Annotated in this window: 19 protein-coding genes; 13 read left to right on the forward strand and 6 right to left on the reverse strand. The window is 68.1% G+C overall.

Annotated elements, in window-relative coordinates:
* Positions 1-35 precede the first annotated feature (35 nt).
* From ACYVLQ_RS28480 to ACYVLQ_RS28530, 11 genes are all read left to right on the forward strand, one after another.
* Complete coding sequence (locus ACYVLQ_RS28480; RefSeq protein ID WP_460700599.1) at positions 36-683, forward strand: dTMP kinase; 648 nt, start codon at positions 36-38, stop codon at positions 681-683.
* Between the two features lie 78 nt (positions 684-761).
* Positions 762-1,439, forward strand: coding sequence for an MtrAB system response regulator MtrA (gene mtrA, locus ACYVLQ_RS28485; protein WP_036566684.1), 678 nt, complete (start codon positions 762-764; stop codon positions 1,437-1,439).
* Between the two features lie 97 nt (positions 1,440-1,536).
* Positions 1,537-3,384 carry an MtrAB system histidine kinase MtrB gene (gene mtrB, locus ACYVLQ_RS28490; protein ID WP_460700725.1) on the forward strand — a complete coding sequence of 616 codons (1,848 nt, stop codon included), beginning with the start codon at positions 1,537-1,539 and terminating at the stop codon, positions 3,382-3,384.
* A 32-nt stretch (positions 3,385-3,416) separates the two neighbouring features.
* On the forward strand, positions 3,417-5,231 hold the full coding sequence (gene lpqB / locus ACYVLQ_RS28495; RefSeq protein WP_460700726.1) for an MtrAB system accessory lipoprotein LpqB: 1,815 nt from the start codon (positions 3,417-3,419) through the stop codon (positions 5,229-5,231).
* A gap of 3 nt (positions 5,232-5,234) precedes the next feature.
* Positions 5,235-5,930, forward strand: a complete 696-nt coding sequence (locus tag ACYVLQ_RS28500) for a ComF family protein (RefSeq protein ID WP_460700600.1) — start codon at positions 5,235-5,237, stop codon at positions 5,928-5,930.
* Between the two features lie 248 nt (positions 5,931-6,178).
* Entirely contained in the window at positions 6,179-6,892 is a 714-nt protein-coding gene (gene hpf, locus ACYVLQ_RS28505) for a ribosome hibernation-promoting factor, HPF/YfiA family (RefSeq protein ID WP_460700601.1), read from the forward strand.
* A gap of 304 nt (positions 6,893-7,196) precedes the next feature.
* The gene (locus ACYVLQ_RS28510; RefSeq protein ID WP_460700602.1) at positions 7,197-7,313 is read left to right on the forward strand and encodes a lasso RiPP family leader peptide-containing protein; all 117 of its coding nucleotides are present in this window, start codon (positions 7,197-7,199) and stop codon (positions 7,311-7,313) included.
* Between the two features lie 282 nt (positions 7,314-7,595).
* Positions 7,596-9,272, forward strand: coding sequence for an asparagine synthase-related protein (locus ACYVLQ_RS28515; protein WP_460700603.1), 1,677 nt, complete (start codon positions 7,596-7,598; stop codon positions 9,270-9,272).
* A complete protein-coding gene (locus ACYVLQ_RS28520; RefSeq protein WP_460700604.1) occupies positions 9,269-9,532 on the forward strand; it encodes a lasso peptide biosynthesis PqqD family chaperone in 264 nt (87 codons plus the stop codon). Before ACYVLQ_RS28515 ends, ACYVLQ_RS28520 begins: the two co-directional genes overlap by 4 nt.
* Positions 9,529-9,954: a lasso peptide biosynthesis B2 protein gene (locus ACYVLQ_RS28525; RefSeq protein WP_460700605.1), complete on the forward strand. Its 426-nt coding sequence runs from the start codon at positions 9,529-9,531 to the stop codon at positions 9,952-9,954. The genes ACYVLQ_RS28520 and ACYVLQ_RS28525 overlap by 4 nt, the downstream gene beginning before the upstream one ends.
* Before the next feature lie 101 nt (positions 9,955-10,055).
* On the forward strand, positions 10,056-11,348 hold the full coding sequence (locus ACYVLQ_RS28530; RefSeq protein ID WP_460700606.1) for an acetyl-CoA C-acyltransferase: 1,293 nt from the start codon (positions 10,056-10,058) through the stop codon (positions 11,346-11,348).
* A 71-nt stretch (positions 11,349-11,419) separates the two neighbouring features.
* Here ACYVLQ_RS28530 and bluB read toward each other — a convergent pair whose 3' ends face one another.
* From bluB to ACYVLQ_RS28560, 6 genes are all read right to left on the reverse strand, one after another.
* A complete protein-coding gene (bluB, locus tag ACYVLQ_RS28535) occupies positions 11,420-12,052 on the reverse strand; it encodes a 5,6-dimethylbenzimidazole synthase (RefSeq protein WP_460700607.1) in 633 nt (210 codons plus the stop codon).
* Between the two features lie 131 nt (positions 12,053-12,183).
* Entirely contained in the window at positions 12,184-13,437 is a 1,254-nt protein-coding gene (locus ACYVLQ_RS28540; protein ID WP_460700608.1) for a fatty acid desaturase family protein, read from the reverse strand.
* Positions 13,438-13,534: 97 nt separating this feature from the next.
* Entirely contained in the window at positions 13,535-14,941 is a 1,407-nt protein-coding gene (locus tag ACYVLQ_RS28545; RefSeq protein WP_460700609.1) for a fatty acid desaturase family protein, read from the reverse strand.
* Between the two features lie 78 nt (positions 14,942-15,019).
* Entirely contained in the window at positions 15,020-16,183 is a 1,164-nt protein-coding gene (locus ACYVLQ_RS28550) for a ferredoxin reductase (protein WP_460700727.1), read from the reverse strand.
* 133 nt (positions 16,184-16,316) lie between these two features.
* Positions 16,317-16,829 (reverse strand): DUF6912 family protein, encoded by a 513-nt coding sequence (locus ACYVLQ_RS28555; protein WP_460700728.1) that lies wholly within the window; start codon positions 16,827-16,829, stop codon positions 16,317-16,319.
* 46 nt (positions 16,830-16,875) lie between these two features.
* Complete coding sequence (locus ACYVLQ_RS28560) at positions 16,876-18,300, reverse strand: WS/DGAT/MGAT family O-acyltransferase (protein WP_460700610.1); 1,425 nt, start codon at positions 18,298-18,300, stop codon at positions 16,876-16,878.
* Between the two features lie 169 nt (positions 18,301-18,469).
* On the opposite strand from ACYVLQ_RS28560, the gene ACYVLQ_RS28565 reads away from it, so the two are divergent.
* Together ACYVLQ_RS28565 and secA are read left to right on the forward strand one after the other, a co-directional pair.
* A complete protein-coding gene (locus ACYVLQ_RS28565; RefSeq protein WP_460700611.1) occupies positions 18,470-19,051 on the forward strand; it encodes an Rv3235 family protein in 582 nt (193 codons plus the stop codon).
* 156 nt (positions 19,052-19,207) lie between these two features.
* Positions 19,208-22,039: a preprotein translocase subunit SecA gene (gene secA, locus ACYVLQ_RS28570; RefSeq protein WP_460700612.1), complete on the forward strand. Its 2,832-nt coding sequence runs from the start codon at positions 19,208-19,210 to the stop codon at positions 22,037-22,039.
* Positions 22,040-22,053: the final 14 nt, after the last annotated feature.

Raw genomic sequence — 22,053 nt, forward strand, 5'->3', positions numbered from 1 at the left:
GGGCGCGCCGCCCGCGACCGTCTAACCTGTTGCGCATGGGTGCGTTGGTGGCGGTGGAGGGGCTCGACGGCGCGGGCAAGCGTACGCTGATCGACGCTGTTGTCGCGGGTCTGCGGGCCCGCGGCGTGCGGGCCGAGACGATGGCCTTCCCGCGCTACGGGCGGTCGATCCACGCCGACCTCGCGGCCGAGGCGCTGCGCGGGCGGCACGGCGACCTGGCCGCGTCGGTCAACGCGATGGCACTGCTGTTCGCGCTCGACCGCGCCGCCGCGCGCGACGACCTGCTGAAGTTGTTGGCCGACAACGACATTGTGCTGCTCGATCGCTATGTCGCCTCGAATGCCGCCTACAACGCCGCCCGGACCGACCAGTCCGCGGACGGCGAAATGGCTTCGTGGGTCGCGGAATTGGAATTCGGCAGGTTCGAATTACCGGTACCCGACGTGCAGGTGCTACTGGACGTATCCACCGAACTGGCCGCCGAACGTGCCCGCCGCCGCGGCGAACTCGACACCGCCCGTGCCCTGGACGCCTATGAAAGCGACAAAGGGCTGCAGCGACGCACGGCGGCGGTCTATCGTGTGTTGGCCGCATCGCAGTGGCATGGGTCCTGGTGGATCCATGCGCCACATGACGATCCGGCAACACTCACCGCGCGCCTCTCGGAAAAGGTTGCCCGATAGGGTTGGATGTGCGTCGGTAATGTACCAGTGTTGGCGTGGTTGCCCGTTCCGAGCCGGAGAGATGACAACATAGTAGTTATGAAGCCGAAGATTCTGGTCGTCGACGACGATATGGCGCTCGCGGAGATGCTCACGATCGTCTTGCGCGGTGAGGGTTTCGATCCTCACGTGGTCGGCGACGGTACGCAGGCGCTCACCGCGGTCCGGGAACTCCGTCCGGATCTGGTGTTGCTGGATCTGATGCTGCCCGGCATGAACGGCATCGACGTGTGCCGCGTGCTGCGGGCCGATTCCGGCGTGCCCATCGTGATGCTGACGGCCAAGACCGACACGGTCGATGTCGTGCTGGGCTTGGAATCGGGCGCCGACGATTACATCGTCAAGCCGTTCAAGCCGAAGGAACTCGTCGCCCGGGTGCGGGCCCGCCTGCGCCGCACCGAGGAGGAACCGGCCGAACTGCTGTCCATCGCGGACATCGTCATCGACGTGCCGGCGCACAAGGTGACCCGCGCCGGTCAGCAGATCTCGCTGACTCCGCTGGAGTTCGATCTGCTGGTGGCGCTGGCGCGCAAGCCGCGCCAGGTGTTCACCCGCGAGGTGCTGCTGGAGCAGGTCTGGGGCTACCGGCACGCGGCCGACACCCGCCTGGTCAACGTGCATGTGCAGCGGCTGCGCGCCAAGGTCGAGAAGGATCCGGAGAACCCCGAGATCGTGCTGACCGTCCGCGGCGTGGGTTACAAGGCCGGGCCTCCGTGACGGCTGCGCTCGCGAGCACGGCGGAGGCGAGCGCCGACGGGGCGAAGTCGTGATCGATGGCTCCAGAGACCGCCTGGAGCGGTTGCTGGCAGCTGTGGTGGCCTGGTCCAAGTCCGTAGGTGAGGCGCTCGGCCACATGTGGCGACGGTCGCTGCAGTTGCGCGTCGTGGTGTCGACGCTGACGCTGTCCCTGATCGTCATCACGATTCTCGGCGTGGTCCTGACCAGTCAGATCACCGACCGCCTGCTCGATGCCAAGATCAACGCCGCGGTCGAGGAGATGAGCCGCGCCCGTAATACCGTCGAGAACCAGATGACCGGCGTGCACGATTCGAGCACCCAGGCGATCCGCCTGCAGGACGCTCTCGGCGCGCTGTCCTCGGGATCCACCTCGCAGTCGGCCGGGGCGGCGGGCAGCTACAAGGCCGCGCTGGCGATGGTCGGGGACGGCCAGCAGGAACTCACCGCGGGCCCGATCCAGGACGTGCCCGCCGAACTGCGCCGCTTCGTGCAGCAAAACCAGGTGAGCTATCAGTTCACGACGGTGTCGGACCCCGAGGGATACCGCGGTTCGGCACTGATCATCGGCAGCCCGAGCAACGAGGTCGCCACCCTCGAGATCTATCTGATCTTCCCGCTGTCCAACGAGGAACGCAGTCGCGGGCTGATGGCCGGGACCATGTTCATCGGCGGCGGTGTCCTGCTGGTGCTGCTGGCCGCGATCACCGCGCTGGTGACGCGGCAGGTGGTGCTGCCGATCCGGTCCGCCGCGCGGATCGCGAGCCGCTTCGCCGACGGGCGGCTCAAGGAGCGGATGCTGGTCAGGGGAGAGGACGACATGGCCCGGCTGGCCATGTCGTTCAACGAGATGGCCGAGAGCCTGTCCAACCAGATCACCCAACTGGAGGAGTTCGGAAATCTGCAGCGACGGTTCACCTCCGACGTCAGCCACGAGCTGCGCACCCCGCTGACCACGGTCCGGATGGCCGCCGACCTGATCCACGGCTCCAGCGACGAGCTGGATCCGGCGTTGGCACGTAGCGCGGAGCTGCTGGTCACCGAGCTGGACCGATTCGAGGGCCTGCTCAACGACCTGCTCGAGATCAGCCGCCACGACGCGGGCGTCGCCGAACTGCAGGTGGAATCGCTGGATGTGCGAATGTGCGCGCGGGCGGCCATCTCCACCGTGCGGCATCTGGCCAAGGAGTCGAGCGTGGAACTCGTGGTCGACCTGCCCGAGGACCCGCTGGTGGCCGAGGTGGATCCGCGTCGCGTGGAGCGGGTGCTGCGCAATCTGCTCGCCAACGCCATCGATCACGGCGAGGGCAAACCGGTGCTGATCCGAATGCGCGGCGACACCGAGGCCAACGCGGTGTCCATCGTGGTGCGCGATCAGGGCGTGGGTCTGCGTCCGGGCGAGGAGAAGCTGGTGTTCAACCGGTTCTGGCGCTCGGATCCCTCGCGGATGCGCCGCTCCGGCGGCACCGGACTCGGGCTCTCGATCAGCGTGGAGGACGCCAACCTGCACGACGGTCGTCTGGAGGCATGGGGCGAACCCGGGCTGGGCGCCAGCTTCCGGCTCACGCTGCCGCTGGTGCGCGGTCGCAAGCTGGGCAACAGCCCGCTCACGCTGGAACCGCCCAAACGTAAGCTGCTCACCGTGGAATCCGCTGCGCTGCAGGGTGTTCCGGGCGCGAGCGAGACGGAGGGCGCCCCGGCCGCGGCGGACCGCGCCGAATCGCCGGGCGCCCGAGAGACTTCCAGCGGCCCTGGGACTCCGGATGCCGACCGGGCGGAGGGAACCGCCGCCGCGAGATTCGACGATACGAACGGCTCCGCCGCGGGAACCGGATCGATGGTCGGCCCGGATTCTGCTGGAGGAGACCGAGATTCGACACCGTCCGCCGACTCCGCAATCGACGACACCGGAGGGCCGAAACCATGAGCGTGCGGTCCGCAACGCAGCGCCGCCCCGCCATGCGGCCGTCCGGCCGCCGCTGGATCGTGGTGCGTGCCGTGCTCGGCATGCTGCTGGCCGTGGTCACCCTGGCCGGGTGCGCGAATCTGCCGGATTCCTCACCGCCGCAGGCCCTGGGCACCATCGATCGTGAGCCCACCTCGGCCGGTCCACCGCCACCGATCGGCGGCCGCGACCCGGATCTGCTGCTCCGCGATTTCCTGCAGGCCACCGCGGATCCGTCCAATCGGCACCAGACCGCCCGCCAGTACCTGACCCCGGCGGCCGCGGCGAACTGGGACGACGCCGCGAGTACCGTGATCGTCGAGAAGCCGGACACGCTGCGCGAATCACGGTCGAGCGAGTCCGCGACCTACCGGATCCGGGCGCACAAGATCGGTGAGCTCGAGGCCGACGGCTCGTACCGGGCGGTCGACACCACGCTCGAGGACAAGATCGAGATGACCAAGGTCGGCAACGAGTGGCGCATCGATGAACTGCCCTCCGGCGTGGTGATGGAATCCACCGCGTTCGACAAGGCCTACCGCCGCTATCCGCTGTTCTTCTCCAACGCCGCCGGGTCCTCCATGGTCCCCGATCTGCGCTGGGTCTCGGTGCGCAAGGACCAGCTCACCCAGCGGCTGCTGTCGCTGCTCACCGAGGGGCCGCAACCGGCGCTGGCGCCCGCGGTGCGCAATGTGCTGTCGGGCTCGGTCTCGCTGCGCGGCGGCGTCACGAAGGTCAACGGCGATACCGATGGTGTCGGCGTCGGATTGGGCGGTGTGCGAATAGATTTCGCCGGTGCGTCGGCGCTGGATCAGCGCAGCCGGGAGTTGCTGGCGTCGCAGGTGGTGCTGACGCTGTCGAATGCCGAGATCCTCGGCCCCTACGTGTTGCTGGCAGACGGCAAGCCGCTCGACGAGCGGTACGCCGGGACCGGATGGTCGGTGGCGGATGTCAACGCCATGAGTCCGACTGCCAACGCGCACAACAAGATCGGCCTGCACGCGGTGCGCGACGGTGCGCTGATGAAGGTCACCGACAACGGAATCGTCGCGGCGCCGGGGTATTTCGGCGCGGCGCGGAATCTGCAGTCGGTGGCCCTGACGCCCGACGGGCAACTGGTCGCGGCGGTCGCCGACAGCGGCAGGCCCGCCCCCGAGCCGTCGCGCACCCTGGTCATCGGCAGCTACGACGGCACGGCCCTGGCGGTCGCCGAGGGCAACACCTTCACCCGGCCGTCGTGGACCACGGACGGCACCTCCGCGTGGTCGGTGATCGACGGCGAACGCGTGGTTCGGGCCGTGCACGACCGCAACACCGGAAACGTGTCGGTCCAGGACGTGGACACCTCGGCACTGTTCTCGACCCCGGCCTCGGCGTCCGAGCCGATGCTGCGCACCCCCATCACCGAGCTGCGCATGTCCCGCACCGGCGCCCGCGCGGCGATCATCGCCGGCGGCAAGGCCTATGTGGTCGTGGTGGTACCGCAGCCGGACGGGAAGTTCGCGCTGACCTCGCCGCTGCCGATCGCGATGGGCCTGAGCACCTCGGCGGTCTCGCTGGACTGGCTCAACGGCGACACCATCATGCTGGCCCGCGAGGGCAGCGTCGACCCGGTCCAGACGGTGCTGATCGATGGCTCCCAGCCGAACCCGGTGACCAGCCAGAACCTGACTCCGCCGGTCCGCGTGGTCAGCGCATCGCTCGACACCCAGTACATCACCGACTCGCGCGCGGTCATGCAGCTGCAGTCCGCCGAGCCGGGCACCGAGCGGTTCTGGCGCGAGGTGCAGGGACTGGGGGCCAACGCGACGCCGGTGCTACCCGGCTGAGGCATGCCGGAACGGTCGGCCGGATCTGTCGGTGCCCTGCCGCACACTCGACCTGTGCGGGCACTGCTGGATCTGATCCTGCCGCGGGCATGCGGCGGCTGTGGGACGCTCGGAACGGGATGGTGCGCCGGGTGCGCCGCGAGCTTGGCGGGCCCGCCGATCCGGGTGCGCCCGCGCGCCGACCCCGGGGTGCCGTGCTGGGCGCTGGGTCCCTACGCGGGCGCGGGTCGGCGTGCCGTGGTCGCGGCCAAGGATCGCGGCCGCCGGGACCTGGCAGCCCCGCTGGGATTGGCTCTGGCCAGGGGCCTGGATCGGTTGCGGGACAGCGATCGGACGCTGCTGCTGGTACCGGCGCCGAGTCGCGGTGTGGCCGCGCGGCGCCGCGGCGGTGATCCGGTGCTTCGGGCCGCCCGGGTCGCCGCGAGTTGGCTGCCGGATTGCCAGGTCACGCCGGTATTGGCGATGCGGCGCGGGGTGCGGGACTCGGTCGGGCTCGGGCCGAGCGACCGGCGGCACAATCTACGTGGGCGGATCATGATCCGGGGCGGTTCGCTGCCCGATCCGCTCGCGGATTCGAACGCTGAGGTAGTGCTGGTGGACGACGTGATCACCACGGGCGCCACCGCCGGTGAGTCGGTGCGGGTGCTCACGCGAGCCGGGGTGTCGGCGTGCGCGGTACTGGTGACATGTGCCGCTTGAATCCTTGAAATTTGCGTGAACACTGGCGGACGGATCGCTGGCGTAATAGCGTTGCTGACAGAGCGATCTGACACCCGAACCCAGAGTTTGGAGGTGGCGCCTCGGACGTCTTCGTGCCGAGTTTCCCCGGCCCCGAATCCCGGCCATCCGGCCATCCGGTTCCAGCTCGGCACGGTTGAATCCCGCCGCACATGACACGGTTGTGCGGCCAGATCCGGGAGGTACGCGTGACGACTTCACGACCTTCAGTGAAAGCAGATTCCTCGGCCCGTTACGGCTCTGCGTTCGACTCCGAGCGCAACGGCGCCGAGCAGCCTGCGGCGGACCGGCCCAGGGCGCCTCGTGCGGACGTCGTGGTGAAAGGCCGCAACGTCGAGGTCCCCGATCATTTCCGCATCCACGTCGCGGGGAAGCTCTCGCGACTCGAACGCTTCGACCCATCGATCCACCTGTTCGATGTCGAGCTGTTCCACGAACGCAATCGTCGCCAGCGCAAGAGCTGTCAGCGCGTGGAGATCACCGCCCGCGGCAAGGGCCCGGTCGCGCGCGCCGAGGCGTGCGCCGACAGCTTCTACGCCGCCCTCGAGTCGGCCGTGGAGAAGCTGGAGAGTCGGCTGCGCCGCAGCAAGGACCGGCGGCGGGTGCACTACGGAGAGAAGACTCCCCTGTCCGTGGCGGAGGCCACGGCCACACTGATGGACGAGGCGCTGGCCACCGGCGCCAACGGGTCCACCGCGCACGACCACCGTTCCGCCGAACCGGAATCCGGCGAGTACGCGGGGCCGGGCCACATTGTCCGGACCAAGGTCCATTCCGCCACACCGATGTCGGTCGACGACGCCCTGTACCAGATGGAGCTCGTCGGTCACGACTTCTTCCTTTTCCACGACCGTGAGACCGACCGTCCGTCGGTGGTCTACCGTCGCCATGCCTTCGACTACGGCCTGATCAGGCTCACGTAGCGAGGCTGCCTCGTCTTCCGCGCACCCGGGTCGAACCGGCCGCGTACGCGGAGACCCATGCTCAGGGCCGGGGGTCGTGTGCCGTCGGCCCTCAGCCATGTGCTCGGCCCCGCCGCTCGATTCTCGCCGAGGGTCTTTGATTTTGTGAGAAGTGCGCTAATATGGTCTTGCTCGGCTTGTGACCGAGGGGAGGGGAGTTCACTATATGCGCCTATGTCGCGCGTCTGAGATTTCATCGATTAGCCGAGCGGTAAGCTTCATGGCTTGATTTGTGCTGTACGCACGCCGTATAAGGAGTCATATCATGCTCGCATACGAACGACCGATGCTGCTGAGAATCGGCAGTTTCGAGGATGTCACCGAGGGCTTCTCGAGCTTCTTGCCCGAATTCCCGTTCGTGGATCAACCCTGGCCACACTGATATAAGGCCGCACTGATGTGACGGTCGGCAATCGGTGGCTCCGGACCGCCAGGGTAGCGGAGCCACGGATTGTTCGTTCTTTTCAATTCTCGATGAAATTACGGCGGGGGAGCAATGAATACTCCATCGAGTGTGTCGTCATGGTTCGTCACTCTTGCCGATGGTGAGGGGGCCGATAACGTCGCTACCAGAGTGCGCGCGGAGTACGGTGATGTCCGGGAAGTTTCCCATCCGAGCGGGCGGCCGTGGATTCTGGGTCATTGGGTGGATTCCGAAATCACCGTGACCCGAACAGGCGAGGGCGTATTCGCCGCGATCGGTGAGCACGCATTACAGCTGAATCGGCTCGCCGGTATCGGCGCCGGATTATTTCTCCGCGGCGCGCGGCGAACCGAGCCGCCGGCCGGTAGTTTTCACGTGCTCGGGGTGCGCCAGGGGTGTGTGCGAGTACGCGGTACGGCCTCCGGCGTGCGCAGGGTCTTCCATTCCGTCGTGGACGGCGTCACCGTCGCGAGCGACCGCGCCGACGTGATCGCCACGCTCGCGGATTCGGAAATCGACCAGCGGCAGCTCGCCCTCCTGCTGCTGTACGTCGTGCCGTGGACGCTGTCGTTTCGTTCCGTCTGGTCCGGCGTCGAGGTGGTGTGCCCCGGCTACGAGGTCGAGTTCGATCGGCACGGCCGCGTGGAGCACCATCGGTGGTGGTGCCCGCCGCCCGCCGAACTCTCGCTGACGCAGGGTGCGGAACTGCTGCGGTCACGGTTGGTCGATGCCGTCGACCTGCGGGTCGCCGATAAGGGCACGGTGGTGTGCGATCTCGGTGGCGTCGATTCGACGGCGCTGTGCTGCCTCGCTGCCAGAGGTGGCGCACGGGTGGTGGCCGTCACCGCGGGCAGCCCCGACGATCTGGACGACGATGTCCGATGGGCGCGCAAGACCGTCGATGCGCTGGGCGACGTGGCTCATATCGTCCTCGACCCGGACGACATGCCGATGACCTACGACGGGATCCTGGACACCAGCGACCGATTCGACGAGCCGTGCATCGTGCAGGTCAACAAATCGAAATTGGAGGCGGTGTGTCACCGCAATGTCGAGTCGGGCGCACAGGTCAGGCTCAGCGGCATCGGCGGTGACGAAATTCTGCGCGTCAGCTGGGGGTGGCTGCATTCGACAGTCCGGACGAATCCGTTGTCGACGATCGGTACGGCGCGCCGCTGGGCGGCCAAACACCGGTATCCGCTGTGGCGGGTCGGATTGCAAATGGCCGATAATCATTCGTACGCACGCCATCTGAACAACGTTGCGAATGCCATCACCTCCGTCCCGCCCCGCACCCCCGATCCGGCCATTACGTGGGGGCTGGGAATCATATCGCCGCCGTGGCTTACCGCCGCCGCATCGGAGACGGTCCGCACCGCCGTGATCGATTGCTCCCGCGACGCGACGCCGGTATCGCCAGATCGCGGATTACATCAGGCATTGGAGCAGTTGTACGGCGCCGCCCGGGGCGCGCGGCTGTGCCAGCAGTTCGCCCGGAGAATCGGCGTTCCGATCGCGGCGCCCTACCTCGACGATGCGGTGATAGACGCCGCCCTTTCCGTGCGCCCGGTGGACCGGGTCGATACTCGGCGCTATAAACCGCTGCTGGCCGAGGCGATGGCGGGAATCGTGCCGGAATCGACCCTGCATCGGGGCACCAAGGCCAATACCAGCGCGGCCGTGGCCCGCGGCCTGCGGCAGCACCGTGACGACATCCTCGCCATGATGGAGAATTCGCGGCTCGCCGAACTCGGAATAATCGACCCCGTGATATTTCGGCAACTGTGTGAACAGCCCCTGCTGATAGAAAGGCATCGCACATCGCTCGACTTGACCATCGCCGTGGAGGCGTGGTTGCAGACCGAGAAACGATGGGCGACTCGCCGCGGACTCGATCGCGAAAGTGTGCCGTCATGAATTCGTTGTTCCTGGACACCGTCTCCCTGGCCGAGACGGACTACGGCGTCATGCTGCTCGATGAGAAGAGCGGTGTCTACTGGGGGCTGAACGGCACGGCCGTGCTGGGTCTGCAGGAGTTCGTCAGGTCGGGCAGCCTGACTACCGCCGCTGCCGCCGTCGCCGAAAAGTACGACGTCGGCGAGCAGGAGGCGCTGGACGATCTGCGGTCGCTCCTCGGCGAGTTGCGCGGCGCCAAGCTGCTGAGGGCACGACCATGACCACACAGCATTCGATGTTTCACGACCCCGCCCTGGTTCCGGTGCGGGAGCGGGCGAAGATCCACCTGCTGGTCGCCGTCGCCCGGGTGCTGGCCAAGCTGAAGCCGACGCGCCTTCGCGCGGTGCTGATGCTGCTCCGGACCTCCGCCGCACCCGCGACCTACCACGACACGTGCCTGGCGTACGAGCAGGTCGCGGCGATCAGCTACGCGTGCGTCGGGCCCCGTTCCTGCCTGCTGCGATCGATCGCGATCACGCTGCTCTGCCGAACCCGGGGGCAGTGGCCGACCTGGCGCGTCGGCGTTCGCAGGTTGCCGCCGGTCGCCGCGCATTCCTGGGTCGAGGCCGAAGGCAGGCCGGTGGGTGAGTCGTTCACCGGCGACTACTACGCCGCGCTGATGTCGGTACCGCCGCCGGGCTGAGTTGCCGCCACGGAGGGGACTTGTCTGTGACACCGTGTCTCGATTTTCTTCTTACTTCAGAGTAAGTTTGGTGCCAGGTGGTCCTTCGAAAGGTGTTATCCATGGCAACCAAGGGTGCTCGTCGCGCCGTCATCGTCTCCGGGGTGCGGACGCCGTTCGTGCGCGCGTTCACCGACTACACCCGGATGGACTCCATCGACCTGGCCGATGCCGCGGTCGCGGGGTTGCTGGAGCGGGCTGGGCTGCCGAAGGACCAGGTGCAGGCGATCGTGTGGGGCGGGGTGATCCTGCCCAGCGCGGCGCCGAACATCGCGCGGGAGATCGCGCTGGATCTGCGGCTGGACCCGGGGTGCGAGGGCTACACCGTGACCCGTGCCTGCGCCTCGGGGCTGCAGGCGGTCACCGCGGCCGCGGCGGCCATCGAGCGCGGCGAGTACGACGTCATGATCGCCGGGGGCAGCGACTCCACCAGCAATGCCGAAGTCAAGCTGCCGCAGAAGGTCGTGCACGCGGCGGCGCCGCTGGCGCTGGGCAAGCCGAAGCCGAATGACTACCTGTCGGCCGTGGCGCAGTTGGCGCCGTTCACCGATATCGTGCCCCGGCGCCCCAAGATCCAGGAGCGCACCACCGGCGAGGTGATGGGCGAGTCGGCGGAGAAGATGGCGGGTATCCACGGCGTCACCCGTGCCGCACAGGACGAGTTCGCCGCCCGCTCGCACCATCGGGCCGCGGCGGCCATCGAGTCCGGGCGCTTCGACCGTGAGGTGCTGGAAGTGGTTACCCCGGAAGGCAAGTCGATCACCCGCGACGGCCTGGTGCGCGCGAACTCCAGCGTCGAGAAGCTGGCCACCCTGCCGCCGGTCTTCGCGAAGAACGGCACGGTCACGGCGGGCAACGCCAGCCCGCTCACCGACGGAGCCTCGGCGGTGCTGCTGATGAGCGAGGAGAAGGCGCGGTCGCTGGGCCTGGAACCGCTGGCGGCGTTCCGGTCCTGGAGCTACGTCAGTGTCGACCCGCGCGACCAGGTGCTGATCGGCCCGGCGATCTCCATGCCGCGCGCCCTGGACAAGGCCGGAATGGCGCTCGCTGACGTCGATTTCGTCGATATCCACGAGGCATTCGCCGCGCAGACGCTGTCGGTGCTGGCCGCGCTGGGCAGCGACGAGTGGGCCAAGACCCGCCTCGACCGCGATACCGCGGTCGGCACGATCGATCCGGCCATCCTGAACGTGCACGGCGGCTCGGTCTCCCTCGGCCATCCTTTCGGAGCCACCGGTGCCCGCATGGTCACCACCATGGCCAACGAACTCGCCCTCTCCGGCAAGAGCGCCGCCCTGCTGGGCATCTGCGCCGCGGGCGGCATCGGCGCCTCGGCCGTCCTCGAACGCGTCTGAGCCTGAGCCCGCGCCCACCTACGAGGAGCAGCCCGTGCTAGGAACATTCGCGTTGGCGGGCCGAGGAAGGCTCAGGGGCGGAAGTGTTCCCAGTGGATCGCTTCGTCGAGCGGGCGGCGGGTGCGCCAGCCGAACCGTTCCAGGTCCGGTGTCTCCTGGAACTCGTGGACCGGGCCTACACACAGCCAGGCGACGGGGCGGATGCCCGGGGGGAGCCGCATCAGTTCGGTGAGGAACGGGGCATCGTAGAAGCTGACCCAGCCGACGCCGATGCCCTCGGCGGTCGCGGCCAGCCAGAGGTTCTGGATGGCGAGAACTGTCGAGTAGAGCCCGGTTTCGGGCACCGTGGCTCGGCCCAGCACCTGCGGGCCGCCGCGGGCGTCGTCGTGGGTGACCACGATTCCGGTGCCGCTCTCCGTGATTCCCTCGATCTTGATCGGCTCGAAGGTACGGGCCCGTTCCGGCGACAGCGCATCTCGGAACTCGAGGCGCTTGTCCGCGACGTGATCGGCGAACCGCGCCAGCGTCCGCGGCTCGCGCACCACCACGAAATCCCATGGCTGCGAATTGCCCACGCTCGGCGCCCGATGCGCGGCATCGAGAATCCGCAGCAGCGTGGCATCGTCCACGATCTCCCCGGTGAACTCCGCCCGCACGTCCCGCCGCCGCCGAATCACGTCATAGATGCTGGTCTCCGCTACCACGACCCCATCCAACCAGGCACTCCGCACCGCACTCAGCCCCTCCCGCACCCCGCATTCGTTCCCGCACCCGCTACAACGCGCGCACAGGGTGCGGCAGCATGCGTGGGGTGCGAGAAGGGCTGGGGGAGGGTTCAGCTTGCGGTGGCGGTGCGGGCGGCCGCGGCGACGCGGCGCTTGCCTTTCTCGAGGGCCGTGCGCAGGCCACGGCGGCGGCCGGTCGACGGGTCGATCGTGGTGGCGCCGCCGTAGGCGCGCTCCGACCTGGTCTCCGGGGCGTCGTCCGCGGTGCGGCGCAGGTACTTGTTGGGCAGCGACAGCTTGATGATGGTGCGCCACGACTTGGCGTACTGCACCGGCAGCGAGCCGGTGGTGTAGGGCAGGTCGTACTTGTCGCACATCTCGCGCACCCGCACCGCGATCGAGGCGAGCCGGTTGCTCGGCAGGTCCGGGAACAGGTGGTGTTCGATCTGATGCGAGAGGTTACCCGTCATGAAGTGCATGAGCGGGCCGCCGGAAATATTGGCGCTGCCGAGCATCTGACGCAGGTACCACTCGTCGTGGGTCTCCGTGTCGACGTCCTTCTTGGTGAACTTCTCGGCGCCGTCGGGGAAGTGGCCGCAGAAGATCACCGCGTTGGTCCACACGTTGCGCACGATATTGGCGGTGAGGTTGGCCGTCAGCGTGGAGAAGAACGCCGGGCCGGTCAGCAGCGGGAAGATCAGGTAGTCCTTGGCGACCTGCCTGCCGACCTTCTTCAGCACCAGGCGTCGGTCCGCTTCGAACTGCTTGCGCTCCGGGCTGTCGGCGGGCCACTTCTTCTTGGCCACCTTGCCCAGCTCCAGGTGCTGGATGGCGACGCCGTATTCGAAGAACATCTGCAGCAGCAGGTTGTACACCGGCTGGCCGTAGTAGAACGGCGACCAGCGCTGGTCGCGCGTGACGCGCAGCAGGCCGTAGCCGATGTCGTCGTCCATGCCCAGCACATTGGTGTACTTGTGGTGCAGGAAGTTGTGCGTGATCTTCCAGTGCGCGGCCGGGCCGACGTTGTCCCACTCCCACGACGAGGAGTGGATTTCCGGATCGTTCATCCAGTCCCACTGCCCGTGCATGACGTTGTGGCCGATTTCCATGTTCTCGATGATCTTGGCGGTGCTCAGCAGCGCCGTCCCCGCCAGCCAGGCCGGGGGGAAGAAGCTGGCGAACAGGACCACGCGGCCGGAGATCTCGAGGGCGCGCTGCAGCCGGATCACGTTGCGGATGTACCTGGCGTCGCTCTCGCCCCGGGAGGCCTCGATGTCGCGTCGGATCGCGTCCAGCTCCGCGCCGATCGCCTGCACGTCCTCCGGGGTGAGGTGTGCGTATTCCTTGACATCCGAGATCGCCATGCCGGTTACACTACCGTAGGTTACGGCTCCGTAGGTTGTCTCCGGATCGATTCACAACTGTGGCGTACGCCGCATTGTGATCGTGACCAAGATGTGGTTAAACCGCACGTCGACGGCGCCGTACCCGCCGAATGGCGCGTTCGCGCAGGGCGCGCTGGCGCAGCACCTGCTGCTCCTGGCGCGCCTTGTCCTGCAGGGCCTGTTTGGCCTCGCGCAGCGCCTCCTTCTCCTGGCGCGCCTTCTCCTTCAGCGCCACCTTCGCCTCGACGAGAGCCGACCGCAGCCCGCGGCGGCGTCCGGTCAGCGGATCCACCCCGGGCCAGTGGGACAGAGTGTTCGACACGGACCCGCTCGGCAGGCTCGGCAGGGTGAGACCGGCGAATTTGTGCTCGGAGGAGGTCTCGGGCGCATCGTCGGCGGTGCGGCGCAGGAACCGGTCCGGCAGCGCCAGCTTGTGAATGGTCCGGAACGCCAACAGGTACTGCTTGCCCAGCGAACCGGTGGTGTAGGGGAGGTCGTACTTGTCGCACAGCTGCCGCACCGCGACCGCGATCTCCGGGTAGCGGCTGCTGGGGATGTCCGGGAACAGGTGGTGCTCGATCTGGTAGCAGAGATTGCCGCTCATGAACGCCATCGCCGGGCCCGCCTGGAAATTGGCGCTGCCCAGCATCTGCCGCAGGTACCACTCGCCCCGGGTCTCGTTCTCGAAATGTTCCTCGGTGAATTTCTCGGCGCCGTCGGGGAAATGGCCGCAGAAGATCACCGCGTATGCCCACAGATTGCGGACCAGGTTGGCGGTGGCGTTGGCCTGCAGCGTCTGCTTCCAGGCCGGGCCGGTGAGCGCCGGGTAGATCACGAAATCCTTGGCGACCTGCCGACCGGCCTTGCGGAAGAACGCCTTGTTCGGCTCGGACAGCACCTGCATGCGAGGGACGTCGAGCTGTTCCTTCTCGGCTGACAGGTCATGCAGGGCGATGCCCCACTCGAAGGTCGCGGCGAGGATCAGGTTGCCGATCGGCTGGAACAGGTGAATGGGCCGCCACTGCTCGTCGCGGGTCATCCGCAGGATGCCGAAGCCCAGGTCCTCGTCCTTGCCGAGCACGTTGGTATAGGTGTGGTGGGAGTAGTTGTGCGCGCGCTTCCACTGCCCGGAGGTGCCGGTCATATCCCACTCCCAGGTGGTGGAGTGGATCTCCGGATCGTTCATCCAATCCCACTGCCCATGGCTGATGTTGTGCCCGAGCTCCATGTTCTCGATGATCTTGGCCACCGACAGCATGGCGGTACCGGCCACCCATGCCCACCGGTTCTTACCGGCGAACAGCGTGGCGCGCGCGGCCGCCTCCAGCACGCGCTGTGCCCGGATGGTGCGGCGGATGTACTTGGCGTCGCGTTCGCCGAGCGATTGCTCCACGTTCCGGCGAATCGCGTCGAGTTCCTGCCCCAGGGTCTCGATATCGGCTGCCGTCAGATGGGCGAACGCCTTGATATCGGTGATGGCCACCGCGTCTCCCTGCTCTAGACTTCTTTCGAGGGTATCCGGTTTCTCCGAACCCGCATTTACGGACTGCGGTGCGTTGGACTACACATCGAGGGTGCAGTCGCCCGCGGCGGCGGAGACGCAGGTCTGGATCTTCTCCCCGGCCTGGTGTTCCGCGCCGTTGCGCAGATCGCGTACGTGCCCGTCGGTGAGTGTGACCACACAGGTCTGGCAGATGCCCATGCGGCAGCCGAACGGCATCTGCACCCCGGCGTCCTCACCGGCCTGCATCAGCGTGGTGGCGCCGTCGATCTGCGCGCTGCGGCCGCTGCGGGCGAAGGTGACGGTGCCGCCCTCGCCGACCGCCGAACGTTCCACCTCGAACCGCTCGACATGCAGGTGGTCGCTCAGACCCGCTGCCGCCCAGTGCTTTTCGATATCGTCGAGCATCCCCAGCGGGCCGCACGCCCAGGTCTCGCGCTCGCGCCAATCGGGGAACAGCTCGTCCAGTCCGGACAGCGCGAACTTGCCCTGCTCGCCGGTCAGGTGCAGATGTGAGGTGAAGCCCGGATGCCTGTCGTGCAGCGTGCGCAGCTCCGCGCCGAACATCACGTCGTCGGCGGTGCGCGCCGAGTGCACGTGCACCACATCGGGCCAGTTGCCCCGCCGGTCCAGGGTGCGCAGCATGCCCATGACCGGCGTGATGCCGCTGCCCGCGGTGAGGAACAGCGCCTTCGCCGGTGGCGGCTCCGGCAGCACGAACCCGCCCTGCGGCGCGGCGAGGCGGACCACGGTGCCCTCGGGGACGCCGTTGACCAGGTGGCTGGAAAGGAAGCCCTCCGGCATCGCCTTGACCGCGATGGAGATCAGCCGCTGGGAACGACCCCCGGAGGGGCCCGAATACCCGTGGGTCCAATCGGGTGGGCAGGTCAGCGAATACGAGCGCCAATGCCAACGGCCCTCGACGAGCACGCCGATGCCGATGTACTGGCCCGGGGTGAACTTGAAATCGAAGCCCCAGCCCGGCTTGATCACCAGCGTGACCGAATCGGTGGTCTCCTTGCGCACCGAGACGATCCGGCCGCGCAGCTCGCGCGCCGACCACAGCGGATTGACCAGGTGCAGGTAGTCGTCGGGCAGCAGCGGGGTGGTGACACGCGCCGCCGCGCCGCGCAACGCGTTGAGCCGGGTCCGCCCGGCCATCTTCGCCTCGGCGACCGGGGCCTCCAGCCATGCCCGGACACCTTGTACCGATTTCAGGACCATCGTGCGGATGCTCATTTCCCTGTGTTTGACGATGCTCGGGCGCCAGCGGGCGCAACCTTCGGACCAAGGTTACGGCATCGTAGGTTACGTCGTCAGGTCTACGCCCCGGCAGACGCCGGGACGACAGGGTGAGCTACATCAGCTCCAGGAGGAACGGCAGTTCCTGCGTGGCGTACCAGGCCAGTTGGTGGTCCTCGGCGTCGCCCAGGACGAATTCGGCGTCCTCGTCGCCCAGGTCGGCGGCGTCGACCACGTCGACGGCTTTGGCCACGGCCGGTTCCGCCTCGGCCAGGTCGACGTGTACCGAGGCGATCTGGTCGTAGGTGATCGGGGCGGACAGGCGGACCACGGCGTCGTCGAGGTCGGGGCGCAGGGTGGCGCCCTTGACGTCGGCGGCGATCACGGCGCGGCGGTACAGGGGTGCGGAGTAGGGGGTGTCGGGGTTGTCCTCGTCGGCGTGCAGGGCCGCCGCCTCGCGTTCCTCGGCGAGCAGGCGCAGCGAGGCGCGGGCGGCCTCGCCCATGGCGACCTCGGCGAGTTCCTCGTCGTCGCCGGAGGCGTACGCCTCGCGCAGCGTCGGGGTCACCGCGAAGGCGGTGTCGTTGAGTGCGCGCAGTTCCCGCTCGGCCACCAGTTCCCGCAGCATCGGGACAGTCGCGGGGACGTACACGCGTAGCTTCGCGTTGCCGGACTCACTGGACGCAGGCACCGAGCATCTCCTCCATGGATTCGTGCACTGCCGCGGACAGTACTCCGATATCGGCCATCGCATCGCGATCGGCATTGAGACCGTAGAAAACGTGTCCGTCGTAGGACGTGATCCCGATGCTCGAGGCCTGGTTGCGCAGCAGTGGCGACACCGGGTACATCTCCAGCATCCGCGCGCCGCCGATGTACATCGGCTGCTGCGGACCCGGCGCATTGGTGATCACCAGATTGAACGTGTGCTCCGCGAACGTACTCGCCGCCCGCACGCTCATCGCGTGCAGGCTCGCGGGAGCGAAACCGGCCATATGCACCAGCGTCCGGGCCCGCACCCCGCGCCCGTGCCGTGCGTGCGCCTCGGTGGCGTGCGCGATGTGGGACAGCCGCATCACCGGATTCGGCTCGCCCACCGGCAGGTCGATGAGCAACGTCGACACCTCGCTGGCCGGTTTGAGCTGATCGCCGCGCGGTCCCTCGACGTACACCGACATCGGCACCACCGTGCGCAGCACCGCCGATTCGGTGAGCACCTGGTCACGGGCCTGCAGGAAGATGCGCAGCGCGCCGGTCACCACCGCCAGCACCACGTCGTTGATGGAGCAGTCGAAGCGCCTGCGGATCTTGCGGTAGTCCTCCAGATCGGTCCGCACCACGTCGAAGCGGCGGTTGCGCGAGGTGCGGGCGTTGAACGGGCTGTCCGGGCAGCCGAGGGCGGCGGTGCGGACAGCCGAGACCATCTTGCCCACCGTCTTCCCGGCGGCGCGGACGAACGACGGCGCACCGGCTCCGGCCTGCCGCAGCACCTCCAGCGCCTCACCGGGCTGCCCGGCCAGCTCGACCATGGCCATCGCCAGCAGCGCGACCTCGCTCGGTTCGCGGCGCGCGACCCAGGCATCGCCCGCGACCTCGCGCGGGGAGGGACGGGCGTCGAGGATGACGTGCCCGATCTCGAGCGCGGAGCTGCCGTCGACCAGCGCCGAATGGGTCTTGGTGAACACCGCCCGGCGGGCGCCGGACAGCCCCTCGATCAGGTACATCTCCCACAGCGGCCGGGTGTGGTCGAGCGGACGCGACGCCAGCCGGGCCACCAGGTCGTGCAGTTGTTCGTCGGTGCCGGGGTCGGGCAGCGCGGAGCGGCGCACGTGATAGGTGATGTCGAAGTGGCTGTCCTCCACCCATACCGGCCTGCCCAGCGCGAGGGGGATCTCGCGCACCCGGCGCCGATAGCGCGGCACCAGCGGCAGGCGGCTCTCGACGAGTTCGACCAGCCGGTCGTAGTCCAGCGGGAGCCGGTCGGGATCCTCACCCGGGGCGGGATCGCGCACGATCGCGAGGGAGCCGATGTGCATCGGATTGCTGCTCGACTCGAGCCGGTAGAACGACGCGTCCTGCGGCGTCAATCTCGTGATCACGCTGTCCGGTGCTCCTTCCGATACCCGCTCCATTGTGAGGTCACACAAACCGTTCGGGCGCGGCGAGTGGGACATGTCGCGATACCGGGGAAACCCTTCATCCGTGGCGGGTTCCGTGGCATGCTGGTCCGATTCATGTCAGGGGGAGTCGACTGTCTGGGGGAAGTCCATGCGCAGCCAACGCCGTTCACTGTCACTCGCGCCGAATTTCGAGCCGCCGCTGGAGGGTGCGCGGCGCCTGGGGAATCCCCAGGATTCCGGCGATCCGGCGCGGCGCGATCCGGCGAGCCGGGCAACGCTGCCCTGCCGTCATCAACCCCGCGGTCGTCAACCCGGCTCTCGTCGCGTGCTCGGGCTCGGAGCCGCGACCGGCACACCACGCCGCTCACCGCATGACGGACGCTCTACATCGTACGCCTCCTCGGATGAAACCGGTTCGGCGGCAAGGCGATTCGCCGAACGGTCGCTGCGCCTGGCGCTGGAGGTGCTGGACGGGCGGCGGCCGGTCGGTCAGTTGCGGCCGGTGGCCGAGCCGACGGTGGTGGCCGCGGTAGAGACGTTGACCCGCACCGGCGCCGCCGACCGTCGGCTGGGCGCGGCGCAGCTGGTATCCGTGCGGGCGACGATCGTGGCGCCCGGCACCGCGGAGGTCTTCGGAGGTTACGATCGCGGCAACCGGCGCTTCGCGGTGGCGGCTCGCATCGTCGCGCGGCGAGGTGACTGGCGCCTGACCGCGCTGCGGTTGCGGTGACGGCCGTGCCGCGGTTGCCGGTGAGGGCGGCACCTACCATGGAGGCCGCATTACCATGGGCGTTGCTGCGGCATCCGGGTACCGGACCCCGCCCGCGGGAGCCGAGGATGTAGCACTGCGAGACCACGACACCGACCCAGAGGACTGACGAGACCCGTGCCTGCGCTGACACTGACGAGGTTGCTACGGATTGGTGAGGGCCGCGTCGTCAAGCGGCTCGCGCGGCTGGCCGACGACGTGCTTGCCGTGGAAGACGAGTACGCCGATCTCACCGACGCCGAGCTGCGGGCCAAGACGCAGGAGTTCAAGCGGCGCTACGCCGACGGCGAGTCCCTGGACGAGATGCTGCTGGAGGCCTTCGCGGTCGCGCGCGAGGCGGCCTGGCGGGTGCTGAACCAGAAGCCCTACAAGGTGCAGGTGATGGGCGCCGCCGCGCTGCATATCGGCAATATCGCCGAGATGAAGACCGGTGAGGGCAAGACCCTGACCTCGGTGCTCGCCGCCTACACCAACGCGCTCAGCGGCGAGGGTGTGCACATCGTCACGGTCAACGACTACCTGGCCAAGCGCGACTCGGACTGGATGGGCCGCGTGCACCGCTTCCTCGGCCTGGATGTCGGGGTGATCCTGTCCGGCATGAGCCCGGCCGAGCGCCGCGCCGCCTACAACGCCGACATCACCTACGGCACCAACAACGAGTTCGGGTTCGACTACCTGCGCGACAACATGACCCATTCGCTGGACGACCTGGTCCAGCGCGGGCACAACTTCGCCGTGGTCGACGAGGTCGACTCGATCCTGATCGACGAGGCCCGCACCCCGCTGATCATCTCCGGCCCCGCCGACGCCTCCTCCAAGTGGTACGCCGAGTTCGCGCGCATCGCGCCGCTGCTGAAGAAGGACGTGCACTACGAGGTCGACATCAAGAAGCGCACCATCGGCGTGCACGAGCAGGGCGTCGAATTCGTCGAGGACCAACTGGGCATCGACAATCTGTACGAGGCCGCCAACTCCCCGCTGGTCAGCTACCTGAACAACGCCATCAAGGCCAAGGAGCTGTACGTCCGCGACAAGGACTACATCGTCCGCGACGGCGAAGTGATCATCGTCGACGAGTTCACCGGCCGCATCCTGGTCGGTCGCCGCTACAACGAGGGCATGCACCAGGCCATCGAGGCCAAGGAGAAAGTGGAGATCCAGCCGGAGAACCAGACGCTGGCCACCATCACGCTGCAGAACTACTTCCGCCTCTACGACAAGCTGTCCGGTATGACCGGTACCGCCGAAACCGAGGCGGCCGAGCTGCATTCGATCTACAACCTCGGCGTGGTGCCGATCCCGACCAACAAGCCGATGGTCCGCGAGGACCAGTCGGACCTGATCTACAAGACCGAGGAATCGAAGTTCGCGGCGGTCGCCGACGACATCACCGAGCGGCACGAGCGGGGCCAGCCGGTCCTGATCGGTACCACCTCGGTGGAGCGCTCGGAGTACCTGTCGAAGCTGCTCACCAAGCGCGGCATCCCGCACAACGTGCTCAACGCCAAGTTCCACGAGCAGGAGGCCCAGATCATCGCCGAGGCGGGTCGCCCCGGTGCGGTCACCGTGGCGACCAATATGGCCGGTCGCGGTACCGATATCGTGCTCGGCGGCAACCCGGACATCATCGCCGACACCCTGCTGCGCCGCCAGGGCCTGGATCCGGTCGAGACGCCGGAGGAGTACGAAGCGAACTGGCTCCCGGCCCTGGAACGGGTCAAGCAGCAGGTCGAGGAGGACGCCGACCGGGTGCGCGAGGCCGGTGGCCTGTACGTGCTGGGCACCGAGCGGCACGAGTCGCGCCGCATCGACAACCAGTTGCGCGGCCGCTCCGGCCGCCAGGGCGATCCGGGCGAGTCCCGCTTCTACCTGTCGCTGGGCGACGAGCTGATGCGGCGGTTCAACGGCGCCGCGCTGGAGTCGATCATGACCCGGCTCAACCTGCCCGACGACGTGCCGATCGAGGCGAAGATGGTCTCCCGGGCCATCAAGAGCGCGCAGACCCAGGTCGAACAGCAGAACTTCGAGATCCGCAAGAACGTTCTGAAGTACGACGAGGTGATGAACCAGCAGCGCACGGTCATCTACGCCGAGCGCCAGCGCATCCTGTCCGGCGAGGATATGGAGGGCCAGGTCGAGAACATGATCACGGACGTGGTCACGGCCTACGTCGACGCCGCCACCGCCGACGGCTACGTCGAGGACTGGGACCTGGAGAAGCTGTGGACGGCGCTGAAGACGCTGTACCCGATCGGCATCGACCACAAGTATCTGACCGGTGAGAACGCCACCGGCGAGGTCGGCGACCTGACCCGCGAGGAACTGCTCGAGGCGGTGCTCGACGACGCCCACCAGGCCTACGGTCGCCGCGAGAAGGAGATCGACGACCTGGCCGGCTCGGGCAGCATGCGCAACCTGGAGCGCCAGGTGCTGCTGTCGGTGCTGGACCGCAAGTGGCGCGAGCACCTCTACGAGATGGACTACCTCAAGGAGGGCATCGGCCTGCGGGCCATGGCGCAGCGCGATCCGCTGGTCGAGTACCAGCGCGAGGGCTTCGACATGTTCGCCGCGATGCTGGAGGGCCTGAAGGAGGAGTCGGTCGGGTTCCTGTTCAACCTGCAGGTCGAGGTGCAGCAGCCGCAGCCGCAGGGCGTCGGGGTCGCCCCCGGCCTGCAGTCCCCGGTCGGCGCCGGCGCCCCCGCGGGCCCGGTCGACGAGCCGGTCAACGGCGGCGCCCCGGCGGCGTTGCGCGCCAAGGGCATCGACCAGCGCGACGTCGGCGGCCTCACCTACTCCGGCCCGGACGAGGGCGGCCACGCCGCGAAGCACAGCGACGCCGAGGAGTACGGCGGCCGGGTGGACGACGGCACGACCCGCCGCGAGCGCCGTGAGGCCGCCCGCGCGGAGTCCAAGCACGCCAAGCCGCCGAAGTCCAAGCGGCGCAGGTAGTCCAACGAAAAGGC

The organism is Nocardia thraciensis (assembly GCF_054782435.1).